The following is a 14625-nucleotide window of genomic DNA, read 5'->3' as shown; positions in this document are numbered from 1 at the left end:
TCTACGAAGCCGAGACCAACTCCGAGCCACGCGCCGGTGGCCGCTTCCGCTGGATCTTGAGCACCTGCCTCGCCGCTACGGTCGGCGCCATAGCAATTCTCATCGTTATTTATGGCTCGTCCGACAACGATCACATGAACGATGGCCTGCTGCCCGCTCTCAAAAGCATCGGCGAAGGCGCGCTCGTACCCCAAGTTGCTCTCACACCCAAAAACGCCGACGGACTGAAATGGGTCATGCCCAAGTCGGATCGTTTGCAGCTGACGAACGGCGCTCTGTCGACCCGCTACATCATCCACGAATCCTCCAAGAGCCGCCGCGATAGCCGCGAATACGTTCGACAGAAGCCCTACGCTCGTATCGTCGCGCGCTTAGCGCCTGTCCCCGCCGATCAAAGCGATAAGGTTCCGCCCTTCAATCCTTTCAAACTGTACGGCAGCGGCCAGCCGTCGGAACCATCCGCCGACGCCGACGAGAACGCCGGCAGCGGCCTTTCCAAATCGGATGTGTCGACGAAAGTCGTCGAGCTGCTGGGCGGCATCCTGCCGGAAGAAGACGGCCAAGAGCTCGACACGCAGGAAGTCCAGGACATTGTCGATCGCAGCTCGACAGGAGCCGACGCCCCCTACAGCGGCGACGGCAGCGGCGCGCCGCTTGATGGCGTAGCGGCAGGCACTGCGAGTTCCGCTCCCGCAGGCGATGCATCATGGCAGCCCAGGGCATCCACAGCCGACAATCTGAACACCACCGACATCTACAAAACGACGGAAGCCCCCGATGAGCCGACCGACGATTTCGAAGGCGGCAAAGTCATTGTCGTGACCGTCGGTCCACAGGACACGCTCGCCAAAATCCTCGCCAAAGCCGGCGCGCCCGAATGGGACGTGCACAGCATGATTGAAGCCGGTCACAACATTTTCTCCGAGAACGCCCTCGTTGCCGGTCAAGAAGTGCGCATCACGCTGGTGCCGTCGCTTTCCGATCCCAACAAGATGGAACCGGCGCGCTATTCGATTTTCTCCGACGGCCACGATCACCTGGTGACCGTCAGCCGAAGCGCCGCGGGTGAGTTCGTCGGCTCATCGAAACCGCCGTTCGAGGAAGAGCTGCAGCACGTTGCAAACGGCGACGACGACCCGCAGAGCGCCACCCTCTACGCATCCGTTTATTATGCTGGCCTGACACAGAAACTGCCGCCGGAAACCATCCAGAAAATCCTGAGCGTCAACGCCTACGATGCCGATTTTCGCCGTCGTGTGCGCCCGGGCGATACGCTCGAAATGTTCTTCGACATGAAGGACGATCAATCGACAGACGGCCCGCCGGGCGAGCTTCTCTACACCGCGCTGTCGAGCGGAGGCGCGGTTTATAAATTCTATCGCTTCCGGTCCGCCGATGGCGTCGTCGACTACTACGACGATGACGGCAACAACTCGAAAAAGTTTCTCATTCGCAAACCCGTTCGCGGCGATGATGTCCGCCTGACCTCAGGCTTCGGCATCCGCTTCCATCCGCTTCTGAACACACGCAAGATGCATACGGGCGTCGACTGGGCTTGCGCCACCGGCACGCCGATTATTGCCGCCGGCAACGGCACCATCGAGGAAGTCGCGCATAAGGGCTACTACGGCAATTACATCCGCATTCGGCATGCCAACGGCTATCAGACCGCGTATGGTCACATGAGCCGTTTCGGCAAATTCCATGTCGGCGATAAAGTGCAGCAAGGCCAGATCATCGGCTACGTCGGATCGACGGGCCTATCGTCCGGTCCCCACGTCCACTTCGAAGTGCTCGTGAACAGCCGCTTCGTGGATCCGATGTCGATCCAAGTGCCGCGCGAGCGCAAGCTCGATGGCAAGGATCTTGTCGAGTTCCAGAAGGAACGGGGCCGCATCGAAGAGCTGATGCGGCGCGCTCCTGTGATGACCGCGAACAAATAGCGCTCGCGCGGCTATCCCATCGCCGAAATGGAATAGTTCAGCGCCACCAACAGCGCGAACACCGCAATGATCCCGAGAAATTCCTGCCTGACGTCTTTGGACGCCGGAACAGCTTCGTCAGCCTCATCGTTGCGGAAGCCGAATTCGTATGCCGCCCATGGCAAATAAGCCGCCGACCCGATGAATCCCCACGGCTCGGGCAACAACGCCGCAATGATGATGACGGGAAGGATAATGACAAAAAAAGCGCCGAACATCGCCCCGACGAATGCAGCAATCGGAGGTACGCCACCGCGAATTTGTACCATCCGGCTCGCGCGCATGGTCGCCGCGCCGAGCAGAATGGCGAGAACGATGATGTGCATTTCGTTTCTGTCGATCGACACCCACCGCCAGTCGATCCAGCCGAACAGAAAAGTGCCGATCTTTTCGACCAGCGATTGGTAGCCTTCCGCCCAATCCTTGACCAGTCCGTAGAGCTTTATCGGGCTCAGATCGTGAATGAGATTGAGCACGCTCAATCCACCTAAAACCCAACCGAAAACCGACAGCCCGTTGAAACGAAATCCTTCGCTTTTCGACATCTCCGACATTTCCCCCGCCCCATATCGAACACGATGACTAGCAGTTCGTCGTTCCTTTGCAATCTACCGCCAATACTTCGCGATAAGTATTGCACGGTCTCTAGGCAATATTCGAATTTTGCTAAAGTGCACGCGGAAATTCGCTGACACGAATTCCAATTGCCATTTCGCACGCTCGAGTTCGCCCGCCGACCTTGCCCTGGCATTCAATGCTTCGCACATTGCGGGCACCGTGTACCTCATCAAATTCGATCTCCCGAGACCATGCTCGAACGCCCACCCCAGTAAAGGAATTGCATAATGACCAATACAGTGACGACCAAAGACGGCGTGACAATCTTTTTCAAGGATTGGGGTCCCAAGGACGCCCAGCCGATCGTGTTCCACCACGGCTGGCCGCTCTCCGCCGACGATTGGGACACGCAGATGCTTTTCTTCCTGTCGAAGGGCTATCGCGTCATCGCCCACGACCGTCGCGGCCATGGCCGTTCCTCGCAGGTGAGCGACGGCCACGACATGGACCACTATGCCGCCGACGCCTCCGCCGTCGCCGAACATCTTGATCTGAAGAATGCGGTCCACATCGGCCACTCGACCGGCGGCGGCGAAGTCGCACGCTACGTCGCAAAATTCGGAGAACCGCAAGGCCGCGTCGCCAAAGCGGTGCTCGTCAGCGCCGTTCCGCCCTTGATGGTGAAGACGGAAAAGAATCCGGGCGGAACACCGATCGAGGTCTTCGATGGCTTTCGCGCGGCTCTCGCAGCCAACCGCGCCCAGTTCTTCCTCGATGTCGCCTCCGGTCCCTTCTACGGCTTCAACCGCCAGGGCGCCAAAGTCTCGCAAGCCGTCATCGACAACTGGTGGCGTCAGGGCATGATGGGAAGCGCCAAGGCACACTACGAAGGCATCAAAGCCTTCTCCGAAACCGACCAGACGGAAGACCTCAAAGCCATCACCGTTCCGACGCTCGTTCTCCAGGGCGACGACGACCAGGTCGTTCCCTATGCCGATGCCAGTCTTCTGCAGGCCAAGCTTCTGAAGAACGCGACGCTCAAGGTCTATCCGAGCTTCCCGCACGGAATGCTGACGACGCATGCGGACGTCATCAATCCTGACCTGCTCGCGTTCGTGAAGGGCTGAAACATTTTCGCGTTTGCCGTAATGTCGGATGGGATCGGCGCACAATCCCATCCGGCGATGCCGATTTTACAAATCGCGAGAATAACGAAGTCGGATCGAGGGCTCGCCTCGAAAGCGCGAATCGCCGACTTTCGACACATAGCAACGCCGTCCGCGGGGGACGCACTCATAGGGGGAAAACTATGAAAGCCATCGCAGGATGCATTGTCGTAGCTGCCGGCCTCGCGCTCGGCCCTGCCGCCGCCAACGCTGGCGAACGCGTAACGGACGCGGCCTTGGGAGGTCTTGCCGGCGCGGTCGTCTTCGGACCGGTCGGTCTGGTTGCCGGCGGCGTCATTGGCTACACCGCCGGACCGAAGATCGCCTGCAAGATCGGTGCGAAGCGATGTTATCGCCATCGCGCTCGCTACCGTCGCAACTAGCAGCGCGTCGAGCCGACTGAAATAAAAAAGCCGGGTGCCTATTTGGCTCCCGGCTTTTTCGTATCACCCTTTAAAAAGGTGATGATCTTGGCGCGCTCCTTCGGGTCAGACAGACCGCTGAAAATGGCGCCCATGTTGTTTCCCGGAACAACCGCATTTGGATTGGTAATCCATTGGTCAAGGATCTTTTCGTTCCAGGTGATCCCGGAATCTTTGAGCGATTCAGAATAAGGAAATCCCGGAACCGTTCCGGCTTTACGCCCGACGACGCCGTAGAGCGTCGGTCCGATGCGGTTGTCGCCCTTGTCGAACTCGTGACACTCGCGGCAATGTCCGTTGAATGCCAACTCAGGATCGTCGTCCGCGAACGCCGCAGACGAGATAGCGGAAACGCTTAGACTTGCTATAAAAGCTGCAAATGTAACTGCGAGTTTTTTCATGTTCGCCAAACGCATTCTCAAATCCTTCCGTTCCCGCTGAATTCCGTTACAAATCGGTTATCGTTCGAACGATAGACGATCCAAATTCAAGATTTATGCACGGTCGCCAATGCGCAGAGAGGCGAACGGCATAGCCCGCTTCGCCGATCGGCCGCTTCTCCGGAGACTCCCATGGACATCAAGCGAGTTGGCACGCGGTCTTTCAATACGGGGTCGGCGGATTATTTCACCGGCGCCGTCCGCATTGAACCTCTCGTCCAGGCAACCGATCCAGCTCGAGTTGCCTGCGCCAGCGTTACTTTCGAGCCCGGCGCTCGCACCGCATGGCACACCCACCCCCTCGGCCAGACCCTGATTGTGACGGACGGCATCGGCTGGGTGCAGCGCGAAAACGGCCCGGTCGAAGAAGTCCGCGCCGGAGACGTGGTCTGGTTTCCCCCTGGCGAGAAGCACTGGCACGGGGCGAGCGCATTGGTTGCAATGACACACATCGCCATTCAGGAAGCCCTTGACGGGAAAACCGTCGAATGGCTCGAAAAGGTTGACGACGATCAATATGCCCTCTGAATTCGCGGACAATTGATTTGATAGACGCCCGGAAGAAGCACTCAAAATTAACGATGGACCGAGACCGTTTCAGGCAAATCCGTCGCCGCACTTTAAAGTCGTGCGCCGAGGGGGATCGTCAGCACGTCAACCATGGAGACCCGCAGATGCTGCGTCGTTTGTTTTTCGGCTTGGTGGCAGCGCTACTCGCCCCGGCAGGCCTTGCCCATGCTCAAACGAGCGCCGCTGCCGGCACGGCGTTCAAGCAGCTCGACAGCTATCTGCAGAGCAATCCCCTCGATTTCGAGACGAACTTCGACGCCAGCTCCGACGGCAACGAGCTATATCGTGGGAAGGGCCACTTCATCCTTCGTCAGCCCGATGCGCTGAGAGCCGACACGACGCTTGCCCAGAACACCTATCTCCTCATCTCCGACGGCACCGTACTGACAATCTATAATCCGCAACAGAAGCGATACTCGGAGTCTCCGGCTCCGCAGTCTCTTTCGGCCGCATTCGGCTTCTTCACCGGTGAACTCGGCATCGATTCCCAGGTCCTGAATTTCATGGGCATCGTGCACATGGTCAACACGGGCGGCGGTGACGGCATGAAGGTGACCGACGCGGGAACGGAAAACATCGGCGGGAAGTCGTGCGATAAGTTTCTGATCAACGACCCGACCGACCAGGGCACTTGGCAGGTCTGGCTGGAAAAAGGCGACAAGCCGCTGATGTGCAAGCTCATCTATCGCAGCGTCGATGGCACCGAACAAAGCAACGTGTTCCAGTGGAACGCAGTGCCAACGCTGACGCCTCAGACCTTCACGTTCTCTCCACCTGCGGGCAGCACGAAGGTCGATATCGGCGACTTGAACATGGCGTCGCCATAACGGTCACGATCAAAATTTACATGGCGTTGCGCAGCTCGACGCGCCGGTCGAGCTGCATCAGGTCATCGCGCGAATATTTCGAGCGGTCAACTCCCATGAACGGCTGCGTCGCTCCTTCCGGCAAAAGCTCGAGCTTGCCGTTATAGCCGCCGCCGCGCAGGATCGCGGATACGGCATCGAGACGCTTGCGCGACAGCTCCATGTTGTATTCCGCCGTTCCGCGCTCGTCGGCATGACCCGACAACGTAACCGACGCGAATTTCTTCAGCTGCAGGTATTCGAGCAGAAGCTTCGCCGTTTTCTCTCCCTCAGGCGTCAGCGTCGCCTCGTCGAAAACGAACGTCATCGGCACCGGGATCGAGGCGGATGGCGGATGCCCGGAATCTTGCACCGCTCCTGATGAGGGAGCGACCTCGGCCACCTGCGGCGCTGGTGCCGTCGGGACCGGGGCCTGGGACGGCGATAGACCGGGCGCAGCAGGCGCCGCGTTTTGCGATGGCAGCCGCGTCGCAGCCGCCGTCTGCACCTCTGCCCGTGCCTGTACCTGCGCTTCCTCGCGCGCCGACGCGACTTTCTTTTCGAAATTCTTCAATAATTGACCGGATGGCGATGACGGCTGGCTCGCCGCTTCGCTGACCGGCGCTGAAGCGGGCTTTGACGATGCCGCCGCACTCGCTGACGTATGCGTGTCTTCGTCCGGCAGCGTCGCCGCTCCGGCGCGCAAACTGAATTTGGGGTCCGGGCCTGCAAATTTATGATCGGTCGCGAGCGACCAATCGCCGTTGATATTCGCCTTCGCCGTCGCAACCGGGACGTCGTTCTCGTAGACCGTCACGTCCGAGCCGGGGGCCGCGCGGCCCGCGAACACGGACGTCGAGCCCGAGGTCGATATTTGCGCCAGATCGAGCTTAATGCCGTCGCCGCCGCTCGCCTGCGCGGCACCGTCCTCAGCTTTCGGCTTGTCCGCATGATCAGGGGAATTGGCCCCAGGCGTTGAGTTCGGCTCTGAGGACGTCCGGGACGTCGACGTATCGAGCGCCGCCAACGGCGCCTCGGAAGAGGAGCCCGTCGTGTAAGGCTTCAGCGCAGCTTCGATGTTCGGCCGAAAATGGACGGTCAGCGCACCTGCGCCGACCGACAGAAATAGAACGAAAAGCAATATAACCCAACGGCGCATTGCAGCCCTCACACAACGCAAACGCGAGCACTTTCATACGCTATTGGGGCGTTTGCAAGAACCTCGCGTCGCCAAGGCAAATTTCCCGCAGGGTACCTAGCCCGCATCCGCGACAAGTCAATCGGGCACGGCAACGCCCCTGCTGAGATATCCCACCGCGCGAGGAACGCCGCTCAGATAGTAGTGATCGACTTCCGCAAGCCGGAAGCCGGCATCTTCGAAGTTCGATGCCACGGGCCGGTTGAGATTGCAGCCGACGGCGAGACGCTTCCACATCGGGTTGAGCCGATGCTGCCAGGTCGAAACCTTCCGATCATGTGCCAATCCATGTTCCAGGAACAGCACGCGGCCCGTCGGCTTCAGGACACGCCGTAGCTCTGCAAGAACGCGCCCGGGATCTTCAACCGAGCACAGCGTGTACGTAACGACTGCCGTATCGATCGAAGCGTCCGACAGCGGCAACGCCTCGGCGGGCGCTTCGATAATCGCCAGCGGAACAGGAGATTTCGCATGTCGCTTCGAACCGATGCGCAGAAAATCCGAACCGGGATCGACGCCTATCACGCGTTCCACACGCGCGCGATCGTAGAGCGGCAAGTTGAGGCCCGGACCAATGCCGATTTCAAGGACGACGCCGGACGCGTTTGGCACGACCTTCACGCGTTCGGCGGTGATATCCTGCATCGAACAGAGGCAGCTTACGAAGCGCGGACCGATGTGGCGAGCATAAAGACCCATGACCTTCCCTTTTAAATCATTGGAGCTGGATCCAGTTAAAGAGCGGCCTGCTGCGCAAATGTTACGTTGGTTACACCTCTATCGTCCGAACGATCCGCCCCATGTTATCGCGTTCTCGTCGCATTCGCGAGTGTTGCGAAGCACTCTGATCTTTCACGCGATCTTAGAGAATTGCTCATCAAGCCAATCGAGCATGCGCCCATTGACGAGCGAGCGGTTGCCCATTTCGCAATGTCCGCCCGCACCCTCGGCGGCGCTGAAACGCATCAGCGTCTTCGGACATTTCAATGCCTCGAAGAAAGCATCGGCATAAGAGGCCAGCACATCGCCTTCCGCCTTGGTGATCAAGGTCGGGCATCGGATCAGATCTGCCCGTCCCCGCATGGTGAAAAGCTCGGTCGAGGCGAGATAGGCGCGCAAGCCGCTGACGCCATGCACCCAGAAGCCGCGCTGCACGACCTTCCAATACATTTGCCGGTTACCGCGGATGAACACATCCATCTTGTCGATGATGGCTTGATCCAGCGCACCGAGATCCGTTGCCGACTCCGGCGGCAAGCCGAACTTGTAAATCACAACATCGCGAAAGCCGTCTGCGATGCTCCACGTGCCGGGGTCGGCGATCAGCGCGGCAAGACGATGCTCACCCGAAGCACCGCGCGGCGCCAGATATCCGCCGAGGCTCCAGCCGTAGAGCGCGATGCGCTTCGCATCGACCAGCGGCAGCGATTCCACGAAGTCGACCACCGCTTTGATGACGGCCTCCCAGTCCGGCCGCAGCGGAACGCCGCGTTCGTACAGCATCGCGCCCTGGCCCGGCCCGTCGAACAGCAGGCTGTGATAGCCGCGCCTCGAAGCCGCGACCGCGGCTGCGAAATAGTTGTCCGTGATGGTGCAGTCGTAACCGCTGTTGAAGATGATGAGCGGCCGCACTTCGGTCTCGAAGCCGACGGCCGAAATGAAATAGCCGGGAAGCGTCGTCCCTTCGAACGGAATTGCAATCGGCGCAACCGGATGCGGGCCGAGTGCCAGCCCTTTGTCGAACGCGGCGACGCCCTTGCCGAACGCCGCCGTCAAGCGTGGATCGACCGGCGCACCGTAAATCGGATGGAAGGACGTGATGTAGAACACGCTGGCTTTAAGGTAGAGCGCGCGGGCACTTGCGATGTGGTCCTTGGCCCGCGCCGCGTCGGCTTCGGCCGAGAGCCGATCGGCGGCAGCGATCCACGCATCATAATACGCGCCGTCGTCGCCATCCCCGATAGCCGCAGCGACGGCGCGGATCTCTCCGAAGTCGGCGCCGCCATAAGGAATGTAGGCAATTGGCCAGGTACCAAAATCCTCGTGAAGCTCGTTGCGAAAAAGGATCGTCAAGGCTGCTGTTCCCCATTCCACGATACCGCTGACGCCCTCCTTCAAGCGGCTCGGCTATGAAGGCTTCGTGTCGTGCGGAACTGCAATCTGTTCGGCACGCGCTGCGGCGTCAAGGAGGGCGGGCAAGCGTTCCCGAGGAGCGCGGCTGACCGGCGGAACGTCGATGATCGGCGCATTTCGCCTACACCAACTCGCTTCAATTCATCGGAACGCTGTTAATTGCGAGTTCAGGTTGTCCGGCGAAAACTGCCAATGCGTCCGCTGAATAATCAATATAGCGCGCATTGAAGGAGAATTCGCCATGACGAAGCTTTTCGCGCCTCTACTCGGTCTCGCTGCACTTCTCGTCGTCGATCTGTCATATTCCGTCACGCCCGCTTCCGCGCTCGGCGGCTGCGGTCCCAACCGCCATCGCAGCAGCGTCACCGGCCGCTGCATCTGGGGTGGACAAAATCAAGCCTGGTGCGTGCAGCATACGGGCCATCGCGCCGTTCGCATGCCGGACGGCCGAATGGTTTGCGTTCGGTAGAAAAACGCGATTAATCCCACCTGGAAAACGTCTACCGTCGGACGCGAGTGCTCATCGCATCGCGTCCGAAATTTTTTCTCGTTAAGGCAGACCGTTCGCTGCGCCAAACGATTTTCCTGTACACCTCTCGCGGCACGCGCTCGTGCATTTCGCGCCCGCAAAAAAATATTCATCGTTTACCTTGCGCAATATCAGCTGGCGCGTCGGTGCGAAAATCGTAATCTGCATCACGGCGTGGGGGCATCGAGAGGGCAGGAGCCTATACGATGCCAATAAAGTCAGCGCGAGGACGGCACGCACTCAATAGTGCGCTTATTGCCGCTTGTTCCTTTGCCATAACCGCCGGCACCACGACAGTCCTCCGAGCCCAGACGATCAGCCCGCAGGAAGCGCATGATATCGCTGTCAACGCCTACCTCTATTTCTATTCCCCAGTGACGATGGATTTGACGCGTAAGCAGCTCACCAATTTGCCGGCCGGCAAGGAATCGATTGGCGGCCCGATGAATACTTTCGCCAATATAGGTGCCTATCCGACCGCCGACATGAGGACCGTCGTCCGGCCCAATTTCGATACGCTTTATTCCAGCGCATGGCTCGATCTCACGAAAGAACCCGTCGTCGTCTCGGTGCCCGATACGCACGGGCGATATTATCTTTTGCCGATGCTCGACATGTGGACGGACGTGTTCGCCTCGCCTGGCTGGCGAACGACGGGCACACAAGCCGCCAACTTTCTCATCGTGCCGCCAGGTTCGACGCCCGAATTGAAAGGCAAGCTTGTCGAGAAGTTCGGGCTGCCCAAAGACGCGCAGCTTATCGATGCGCCGACGCCCTACGTCTGGATTATCGGCCGTACGAAGACGGATGGACCAGCTGACTATGATGCGGTTCACGAAATCCAGGCAGGCTTCAAGATCACGCCGCTGTCCGAATGGGGAAAAACGCCGACGCCGATCGAAGCCAAGATCGATCCGAGCGTCGACGTAAAGACCCCACCAAAAACGCTCGTCGATACGATGCCTGCCGGCAAATTCTTTGCTTATGCCGCCGAACTTCTGAAGCTGCATCCTCCGCACGTCACCGACCAACCGATCATCGCACAGATGCGCCGGATCGGCATCGAGCCGGGCAAGAGCTTCGACATCACGAAATTGGATCCCGCCGTTCAAAAGGCTCTCGAAACGGTTCCGCAGGACGCGCAGCAACTCATCAAGTGGAAACTCCCGACACTCGCGCGCGTCGCCAACGGCTGGTCGATGAACACCGACACGATGGGAGTCTACGGCAACTACTATCTGAAGCGCGCTTTGATCACCCAATATGGCCTCGGCGCCAACCTGCCTGAAGACGCGATCTATCCCGCCAATCTTGCGGACGACACCGGAAAGCCCCTCGATGGCGCCAACAAATACACCATCCATTTCGACAAGGCGACGATACCTCCCGTCGATGCCTTCTGGTCGATCACGCTTTACGATGACGAAGGCTTTCAGGTCGGAAACAAGCTTGATCGTTTTGCCCTGAGCAGTTGGATGCCGTTCAAGTTCAATACCGACGGCTCGCTCGATCTCTATTTCCAGAATGAGAGCCCTGGGGCCGAAAATGAAGCGAACTGGCTGCCTGCACCAAAGGGGCCGTTCAATCTCACCATGCGCCTCTACGCTCCGAAATCCGACGCGCTGACCGGCAAATGGAATCCACCTGCCGTGATGAAAAGCGGAGGCATTGCACCGTTGAGCGCGCAGTAAACCCACCACGGCGCAACCGGCCGGCTCCGCGGAGCGGAGTTGGTTGCGCCAAACAACAAAGGGGCGGGACGGCACGGCCTCGCGCTTTGTATTTTTGATTGGGGATGCGGACCATTGCCGCCCCGCACATGCCAACTCTCCGCCTCGTCCCCGGCCCATATGTCCGGAGCCTCTCGTATGAGTGCGGATCGTTTCTTTCGAAGCGATCCCTGAGCCGTCGAACCCGCCATCCGCCCCGCATCTCCAGTCCGAGCGGCGTTTCACCGCGCCGAGCACCCTATCGTGCTTGTCGCGCGGCAGGCAGCGAACCCGCGGCATACCGATTTCTCCGCGCGGCCCCACATGCTCTTCCCACCCACGTCTCGCGGCACGAGCTCATGCCCTTTGTTGAGCGCGGGAAGATGCGAGTGAGTATGCGGGAGGTTCAGAGAGCGGGGATAAGTTTTTCGCATGCTGATGATGGTAAATTCGCATTAAATCGTCTCTATACGTTGCAACGCAACGACGATTACAATTGACCTCGCAGAACATTGAGCAGAGTTTGCCCGCCGGACGGGACTTATTACGGCATGTTTCCGGGGGACCGGAGCAATGCGATGCCGCCGATATTCGGTTTTAGATGCCCGACGGGCATCAGTGGTGTCCTACCAATTTTCTCTCATAAATCATTGAAAAAAGCCTCCGAACGAGGAGATATCCATGTTCGATATTCGGCAATCAAATAAGCTGGCGGGATTATTGACCGCCGCGGCGCTCACTCTTCCAGCGCTCCACGCATCCTCTGCGCAGGCGCAGGCCCAATCCCAACCGAACATCGTCGTCATCATGGGCGATGATATCGGCATGTGGAATATCGGCGCTTACCATCGGGGATTAATGGCCGGGCGCACCCCCAACCTCGATAAGCTTGCGAAGGAAGGAATGCTGTTCACCGACTATTATGCCGAAGCAAGCTGTACGGCCGGCCGCGCAAACTTCATCACCGGCGAACTTCCGATCCGCACCGGCATGACGACAGTCGGCCAGGCCGGCGCATCGGTCGGCCTCCCGGCTGAGGCAGTGACCATTGCGACAGTGCTGAAATCCATGGGCTACGCCACTGGACAATTCGGCAAGAACCACCTCGGCGACAAGAACGAATTTCTTCCGACCGTCCACGGCTTCGATGAATTCTTCGGGTACTTGTATCATCTGGACGCGATGGAGGACCCGGCGCATCCCAACTATCCGCAAGACCTCCTGAACGTCGTCGGCCCGCGCAACATGGTCCACAGTTGGGCGACCGATACCGACGATCAGACCGACATGCCGCGTTGGGGCAAGGTCGGCAAGCAGAAGATCGAAGACGCCGGTCCGCTTTATCCCAAGCGCATGGAAACCGTGGATGACGAGATCCGCGACTTCGCCATCAACTTCATGGACAAGGCCAAAAAGGACGGCAAGCCGTTCTTCGTCTGGCTCAACCCGACGCGGATGCACATCGTCACGCATCTCTCACCGAAATATGAGGCGATGCGTAACTCTGAGAATGGCTGGTCGGAAGAAGAAGCCGGCATGGCACAGCTCGACGATGACGTCGGCCTCGTGATGCAGAAGCTCAAAGACCTGGGCGTCGACAACAACACCATCGTCGTCTTTACCACTGACAACGGCACCGAAGTCTTCACATGGCCTGATGGCGGTCAGACGCCGTTCGCGCAGTCCAAGGGAACGGTCCTTGAAGGTGGCTTCCGGGTACCCGCGATCCTTCGCTGGCCGGGTCACGTGGCGGCGGACTCGATCCAGAATGGTATCTTCTCTGGATTGGACTGGTTGCCGACCTTCGCGGCCGCCGCCGGTAATCCGAACATCACCGAAGAACTATTGAAGGGTAAGCAGATCGGCGACCGGACCTACAAGAATCATCTCGATGGTTACAATCAGATGGACTGCATTACCGGCAAAGGTCCGTCCGCCCGCCACGAGATTTTCTATCTCGGCGAAAGCACGGTCGGCGCGGTACGCATCGATGACTACAAGTTCCGCTTCATCGATCAACCGAACGGCTGGGTCGGCGAAAAGACCCACCCGGATATTCCTTACATCACCAATCTTCGCCTCGACCCGTTCGAACGCACCGGCTGGCCAGAAAACGGAACGAAAGATGGCGGCCAGCAATACTTCGATTGGTTCAAGTACCAGTTCTGGCGCTTCGTGTTCGTCCAGCAGATCGTCGGCAAGGAATTGCAGACGTTCATCGACTTCCCGCCGATGCAGCGCGGCGCCAGCTTCAATCTCGACGCTGTAAAAGCCGAGATGCAGAAAAGGATGGCCGAAGCCGAAGCCGCAAGCAAAGGCCCCGGCCAATAATAAACGGTCAGTCATAGTCGCGATCAGCTCACGCCGTCGAACGACGCATCGGGTGAGGGGGCTTGATCCCCTCACCCTGACCCTCTCCCCGAGGGGAGAGGGAGCCGCGGCCGGCGCGAACCAGACATGCGCAACCGGCCGACTCGCAGAACGCGAGTCGGTTGCTCCAAACAGTGATGCCTGAGCCGTTGAACCCGCCATCCGCCCCGCATCCTATTCGCAAGAAGCGTTTCACCGCGCCGCCTCCCGAGAGGCCCAAGCGTGCAGGCAGAGAACCCGCGGAATACCGATTTCTCCGCGCGGCCACACATGCTCTTCTCACCCACGTCTCGCGGTCGGCGCGGTTAACGCAGGCGCCAGAGAACATCGGACATGAGGGGCGCACTAGACGCGGAATACCGTTCGCGTTCCACCCTGCTGCGCGAGGGCGTCGGCGAGTTGTTCTCCAGCAGCCGTGAGTTGGCCAGTCGCATCGAGCCAGCCGTGATCGGTTGCAAAGCGTGCCACGTCGTCAGCGCTGCCGCCGCTCAACAACATCCCAGCAAATCCCAATACCACGCTCTTGTGGTCTGCAGTGGCGTCGTCGTCGGATTGATCTTGCATGAAGTCCCCTTCCACTTGCAATCGACCGCGTGATGAGCCGATCACCGGTGGCAAGATACCGATAGCCGGATCGCCTTTCAATTCGACTGACCGGCGGATCAGCAACCGGCGAACGGGGCGGTGTTTCAGCGAGCCCGGC

General features: G+C 59.4%; 14 protein-coding genes (1 of these 14 running past the window's edge). 8 read left to right on the top strand and 6 right to left on the bottom strand.

All coding sequences use genetic code 11. The annotated features are described in order from the left end of the window. A protein-coding gene (locus QM780_RS16770; protein ID WP_415071576.1) for a peptidoglycan DD-metalloendopeptidase family protein crosses the window boundary here: on the top strand, positions 1 to 1943 show its 3' portion. The gene continues 79 nt to the left of window position 1, outside the view; the window shows 1943 of its 2022 coding nt (coding positions 80-2022); its start codon lies off the left edge, out of view; it ends in the stop codon at positions 1941 to 1943. A gap of 11 nt (positions 1944 to 1954) precedes the next feature. Here QM780_RS16770 and QM780_RS16765 read toward each other — a convergent pair whose 3' ends face one another. Continuing rightward, entirely contained in the window at positions 1955 to 2536 is a 582-nt protein-coding gene (locus QM780_RS16765) for a hypothetical protein (RefSeq protein ID WP_415071575.1), read from the bottom strand. Positions 2537 to 2827: 291 nt separating this feature from the next. Here QM780_RS16765 and QM780_RS16760 point away from each other — a divergent pair, with 291 nt between their 5' ends. Next, positions 2828 to 3667: an alpha/beta fold hydrolase gene (locus QM780_RS16760; RefSeq protein ID WP_415071574.1), complete on the top strand. Its 840-nt coding sequence runs from the start codon at positions 2828 to 2830 to the stop codon at positions 3665 to 3667. 182 nt (positions 3668 to 3849) lie between these two features. After that, a complete protein-coding gene (locus QM780_RS16755; RefSeq protein ID WP_415071573.1) occupies positions 3850 to 4089 on the top strand; it encodes a hypothetical protein in 240 nt (79 codons plus the stop codon). A 38-nt stretch (positions 4090 to 4127) separates the two neighbouring features. Here the strand turns inward: QM780_RS16755 and QM780_RS16750 are convergent, their stop codons facing one another. Further along, the gene (locus QM780_RS16750) at positions 4128 to 4544 is read right to left on the bottom strand and encodes a c-type cytochrome (protein WP_415071572.1); all 417 of its coding nucleotides are present in this window, start codon (positions 4542 to 4544) and stop codon (positions 4128 to 4130) included. A 156-nt stretch (positions 4545 to 4700) separates the two neighbouring features. Here QM780_RS16750 and QM780_RS16745 point away from each other — a divergent pair, with 156 nt between their 5' ends. Continuing rightward, entirely contained in the window at positions 4701 to 5096 is a 396-nt protein-coding gene (locus QM780_RS16745; RefSeq protein WP_415071571.1) for a cupin domain-containing protein, read from the top strand. A 146-nt stretch (positions 5097 to 5242) separates the two neighbouring features. Then, on the top strand, positions 5243 to 5965 hold the full coding sequence (locus QM780_RS16740; RefSeq protein ID WP_415071570.1) for a DUF2092 domain-containing protein: 723 nt from the start codon (positions 5243 to 5245) through the stop codon (positions 5963 to 5965). Between the two features lie 16 nt (positions 5966 to 5981). On the opposite strand, the gene QM780_RS16735 is transcribed toward QM780_RS16740, so the two are convergent. The 3 genes from QM780_RS16735 to QM780_RS16725 all read right to left on the bottom strand — a co-directional run bounded on the left by QM780_RS16735 (position 5982) and on the right by QM780_RS16725 (position 9254). Continuing rightward, positions 5982 to 7142, bottom strand: coding sequence for an OmpA family protein (locus tag QM780_RS16735; protein ID WP_415071569.1), 1161 nt, complete (start codon positions 7140 to 7142; stop codon positions 5982 to 5984). Positions 7143 to 7259: 117 nt separating this feature from the next. Then, positions 7260 to 7880: a class I SAM-dependent methyltransferase gene (locus QM780_RS16730; RefSeq protein ID WP_415071568.1), complete on the bottom strand. Its 621-nt coding sequence runs from the start codon at positions 7878 to 7880 to the stop codon at positions 7260 to 7262. Between the two features lie 153 nt (positions 7881 to 8033). Then, positions 8034 to 9254: an alpha/beta hydrolase family protein gene (locus QM780_RS16725; RefSeq protein WP_415071567.1), complete on the bottom strand. Its 1221-nt coding sequence runs from the start codon at positions 9252 to 9254 to the stop codon at positions 8034 to 8036. A 301-nt stretch (positions 9255 to 9555) separates the two neighbouring features. Between QM780_RS16725 and QM780_RS16720 the strand changes: the two genes are divergently transcribed. From QM780_RS16720 to QM780_RS16710, 3 genes are all read left to right on the top strand, one after another. Next, complete coding sequence (locus QM780_RS16720) at positions 9556 to 9783, top strand: hypothetical protein (protein ID WP_415071566.1); 228 nt, start codon at positions 9556 to 9558, stop codon at positions 9781 to 9783. Between the two features lie 266 nt (positions 9784 to 10049). Continuing rightward, the gene (locus tag QM780_RS16715) at positions 10050 to 11534 is read left to right on the top strand and encodes a DUF1254 domain-containing protein (protein ID WP_415071565.1); all 1485 of its coding nucleotides are present in this window, start codon (positions 10050 to 10052) and stop codon (positions 11532 to 11534) included. Between the two features lie 699 nt (positions 11535 to 12233). Next, on the top strand, positions 12234 to 13883 hold the full coding sequence (locus QM780_RS16710; protein WP_415071564.1) for an arylsulfatase: 1650 nt from the start codon (positions 12234 to 12236) through the stop codon (positions 13881 to 13883). 384 nt (positions 13884 to 14267) lie between these two features. On the opposite strand, the gene QM780_RS16705 is transcribed toward QM780_RS16710, so the two are convergent. Then, a complete protein-coding gene (locus QM780_RS16705; protein ID WP_415071563.1) occupies positions 14268 to 14486 on the bottom strand; it encodes a hypothetical protein in 219 nt (72 codons plus the stop codon). Positions 14487 to 14625: the final 139 nt, after the last annotated feature.

Source organism: Hyphomicrobium sp. (assembly GCF_047600905.1).
In the GTDB taxonomy this organism is placed as follows: Bacteria; Pseudomonadota; Alphaproteobacteria; order Rhizobiales; family Hyphomicrobiaceae; genus Hyphomicrobium_B.
This window is presented reverse-complemented; position numbering and strand designations above follow the sequence as displayed.

What these genes read in the sequence shown, in the direction of transcription:
- QM780_RS16735 (WP_415071569.1), bottom strand. Translation starts at nt 7,142, where the DNA reads ATGCGCCGTTGGGTTATATTGCTTTTCGTTCTATTTCTGTCGGTCGGC.
- QM780_RS16760 (WP_415071574.1), top strand. Translation starts at nt 2,828, where the DNA reads ATGACCAATACAGTGACGACCAAAGACGGCGTGACAATCTTTTTCAAG.
- QM780_RS16710 (WP_415071564.1), top strand. Translation starts at nt 12,234, where the DNA reads ATGTTCGATATTCGGCAATCAAATAAGCTGGCGGGATTATTGACCGCC.
- QM780_RS16740 (WP_415071570.1), top strand. Translation starts at nt 5,243, where the DNA reads ATGCTGCGTCGTTTGTTTTTCGGCTTGGTGGCAGCGCTACTCGCCCCG.
- QM780_RS16745 (WP_415071571.1), top strand. Translation starts at nt 4,701, where the DNA reads ATGGACATCAAGCGAGTTGGCACGCGGTCTTTCAATACGGGGTCGGCG.
- QM780_RS16765 (WP_415071575.1), bottom strand. Translation starts at nt 2,536, where the DNA reads ATGTCGGAGATGTCGAAAAGCGAAGGATTTCGTTTCAACGGGCTGTCG.
- QM780_RS16715 (WP_415071565.1), top strand. Translation starts at nt 10,050, where the DNA reads ATGCCAATAAAGTCAGCGCGAGGACGGCACGCACTCAATAGTGCGCTT.
- QM780_RS16755 (WP_415071573.1), top strand. Translation starts at nt 3,850, where the DNA reads ATGAAAGCCATCGCAGGATGCATTGTCGTAGCTGCCGGCCTCGCGCTC.
- QM780_RS16730 (WP_415071568.1), bottom strand. Translation starts at nt 7,880, where the DNA reads ATGGGTCTTTATGCTCGCCACATCGGTCCGCGCTTCGTAAGCTGCCTC.
- QM780_RS16720 (WP_415071566.1), top strand. Translation starts at nt 9,556, where the DNA reads ATGACGAAGCTTTTCGCGCCTCTACTCGGTCTCGCTGCACTTCTCGTC.
- QM780_RS16750 (WP_415071572.1), bottom strand. Translation starts at nt 4,544, where the DNA reads ATGCGTTTGGCGAACATGAAAAAACTCGCAGTTACATTTGCAGCTTTT.
- QM780_RS16705 (WP_415071563.1), bottom strand. Translation starts at nt 14,486, where the DNA reads ATGCAAGATCAATCCGACGACGACGCCACTGCAGACCACAAGAGCGTG.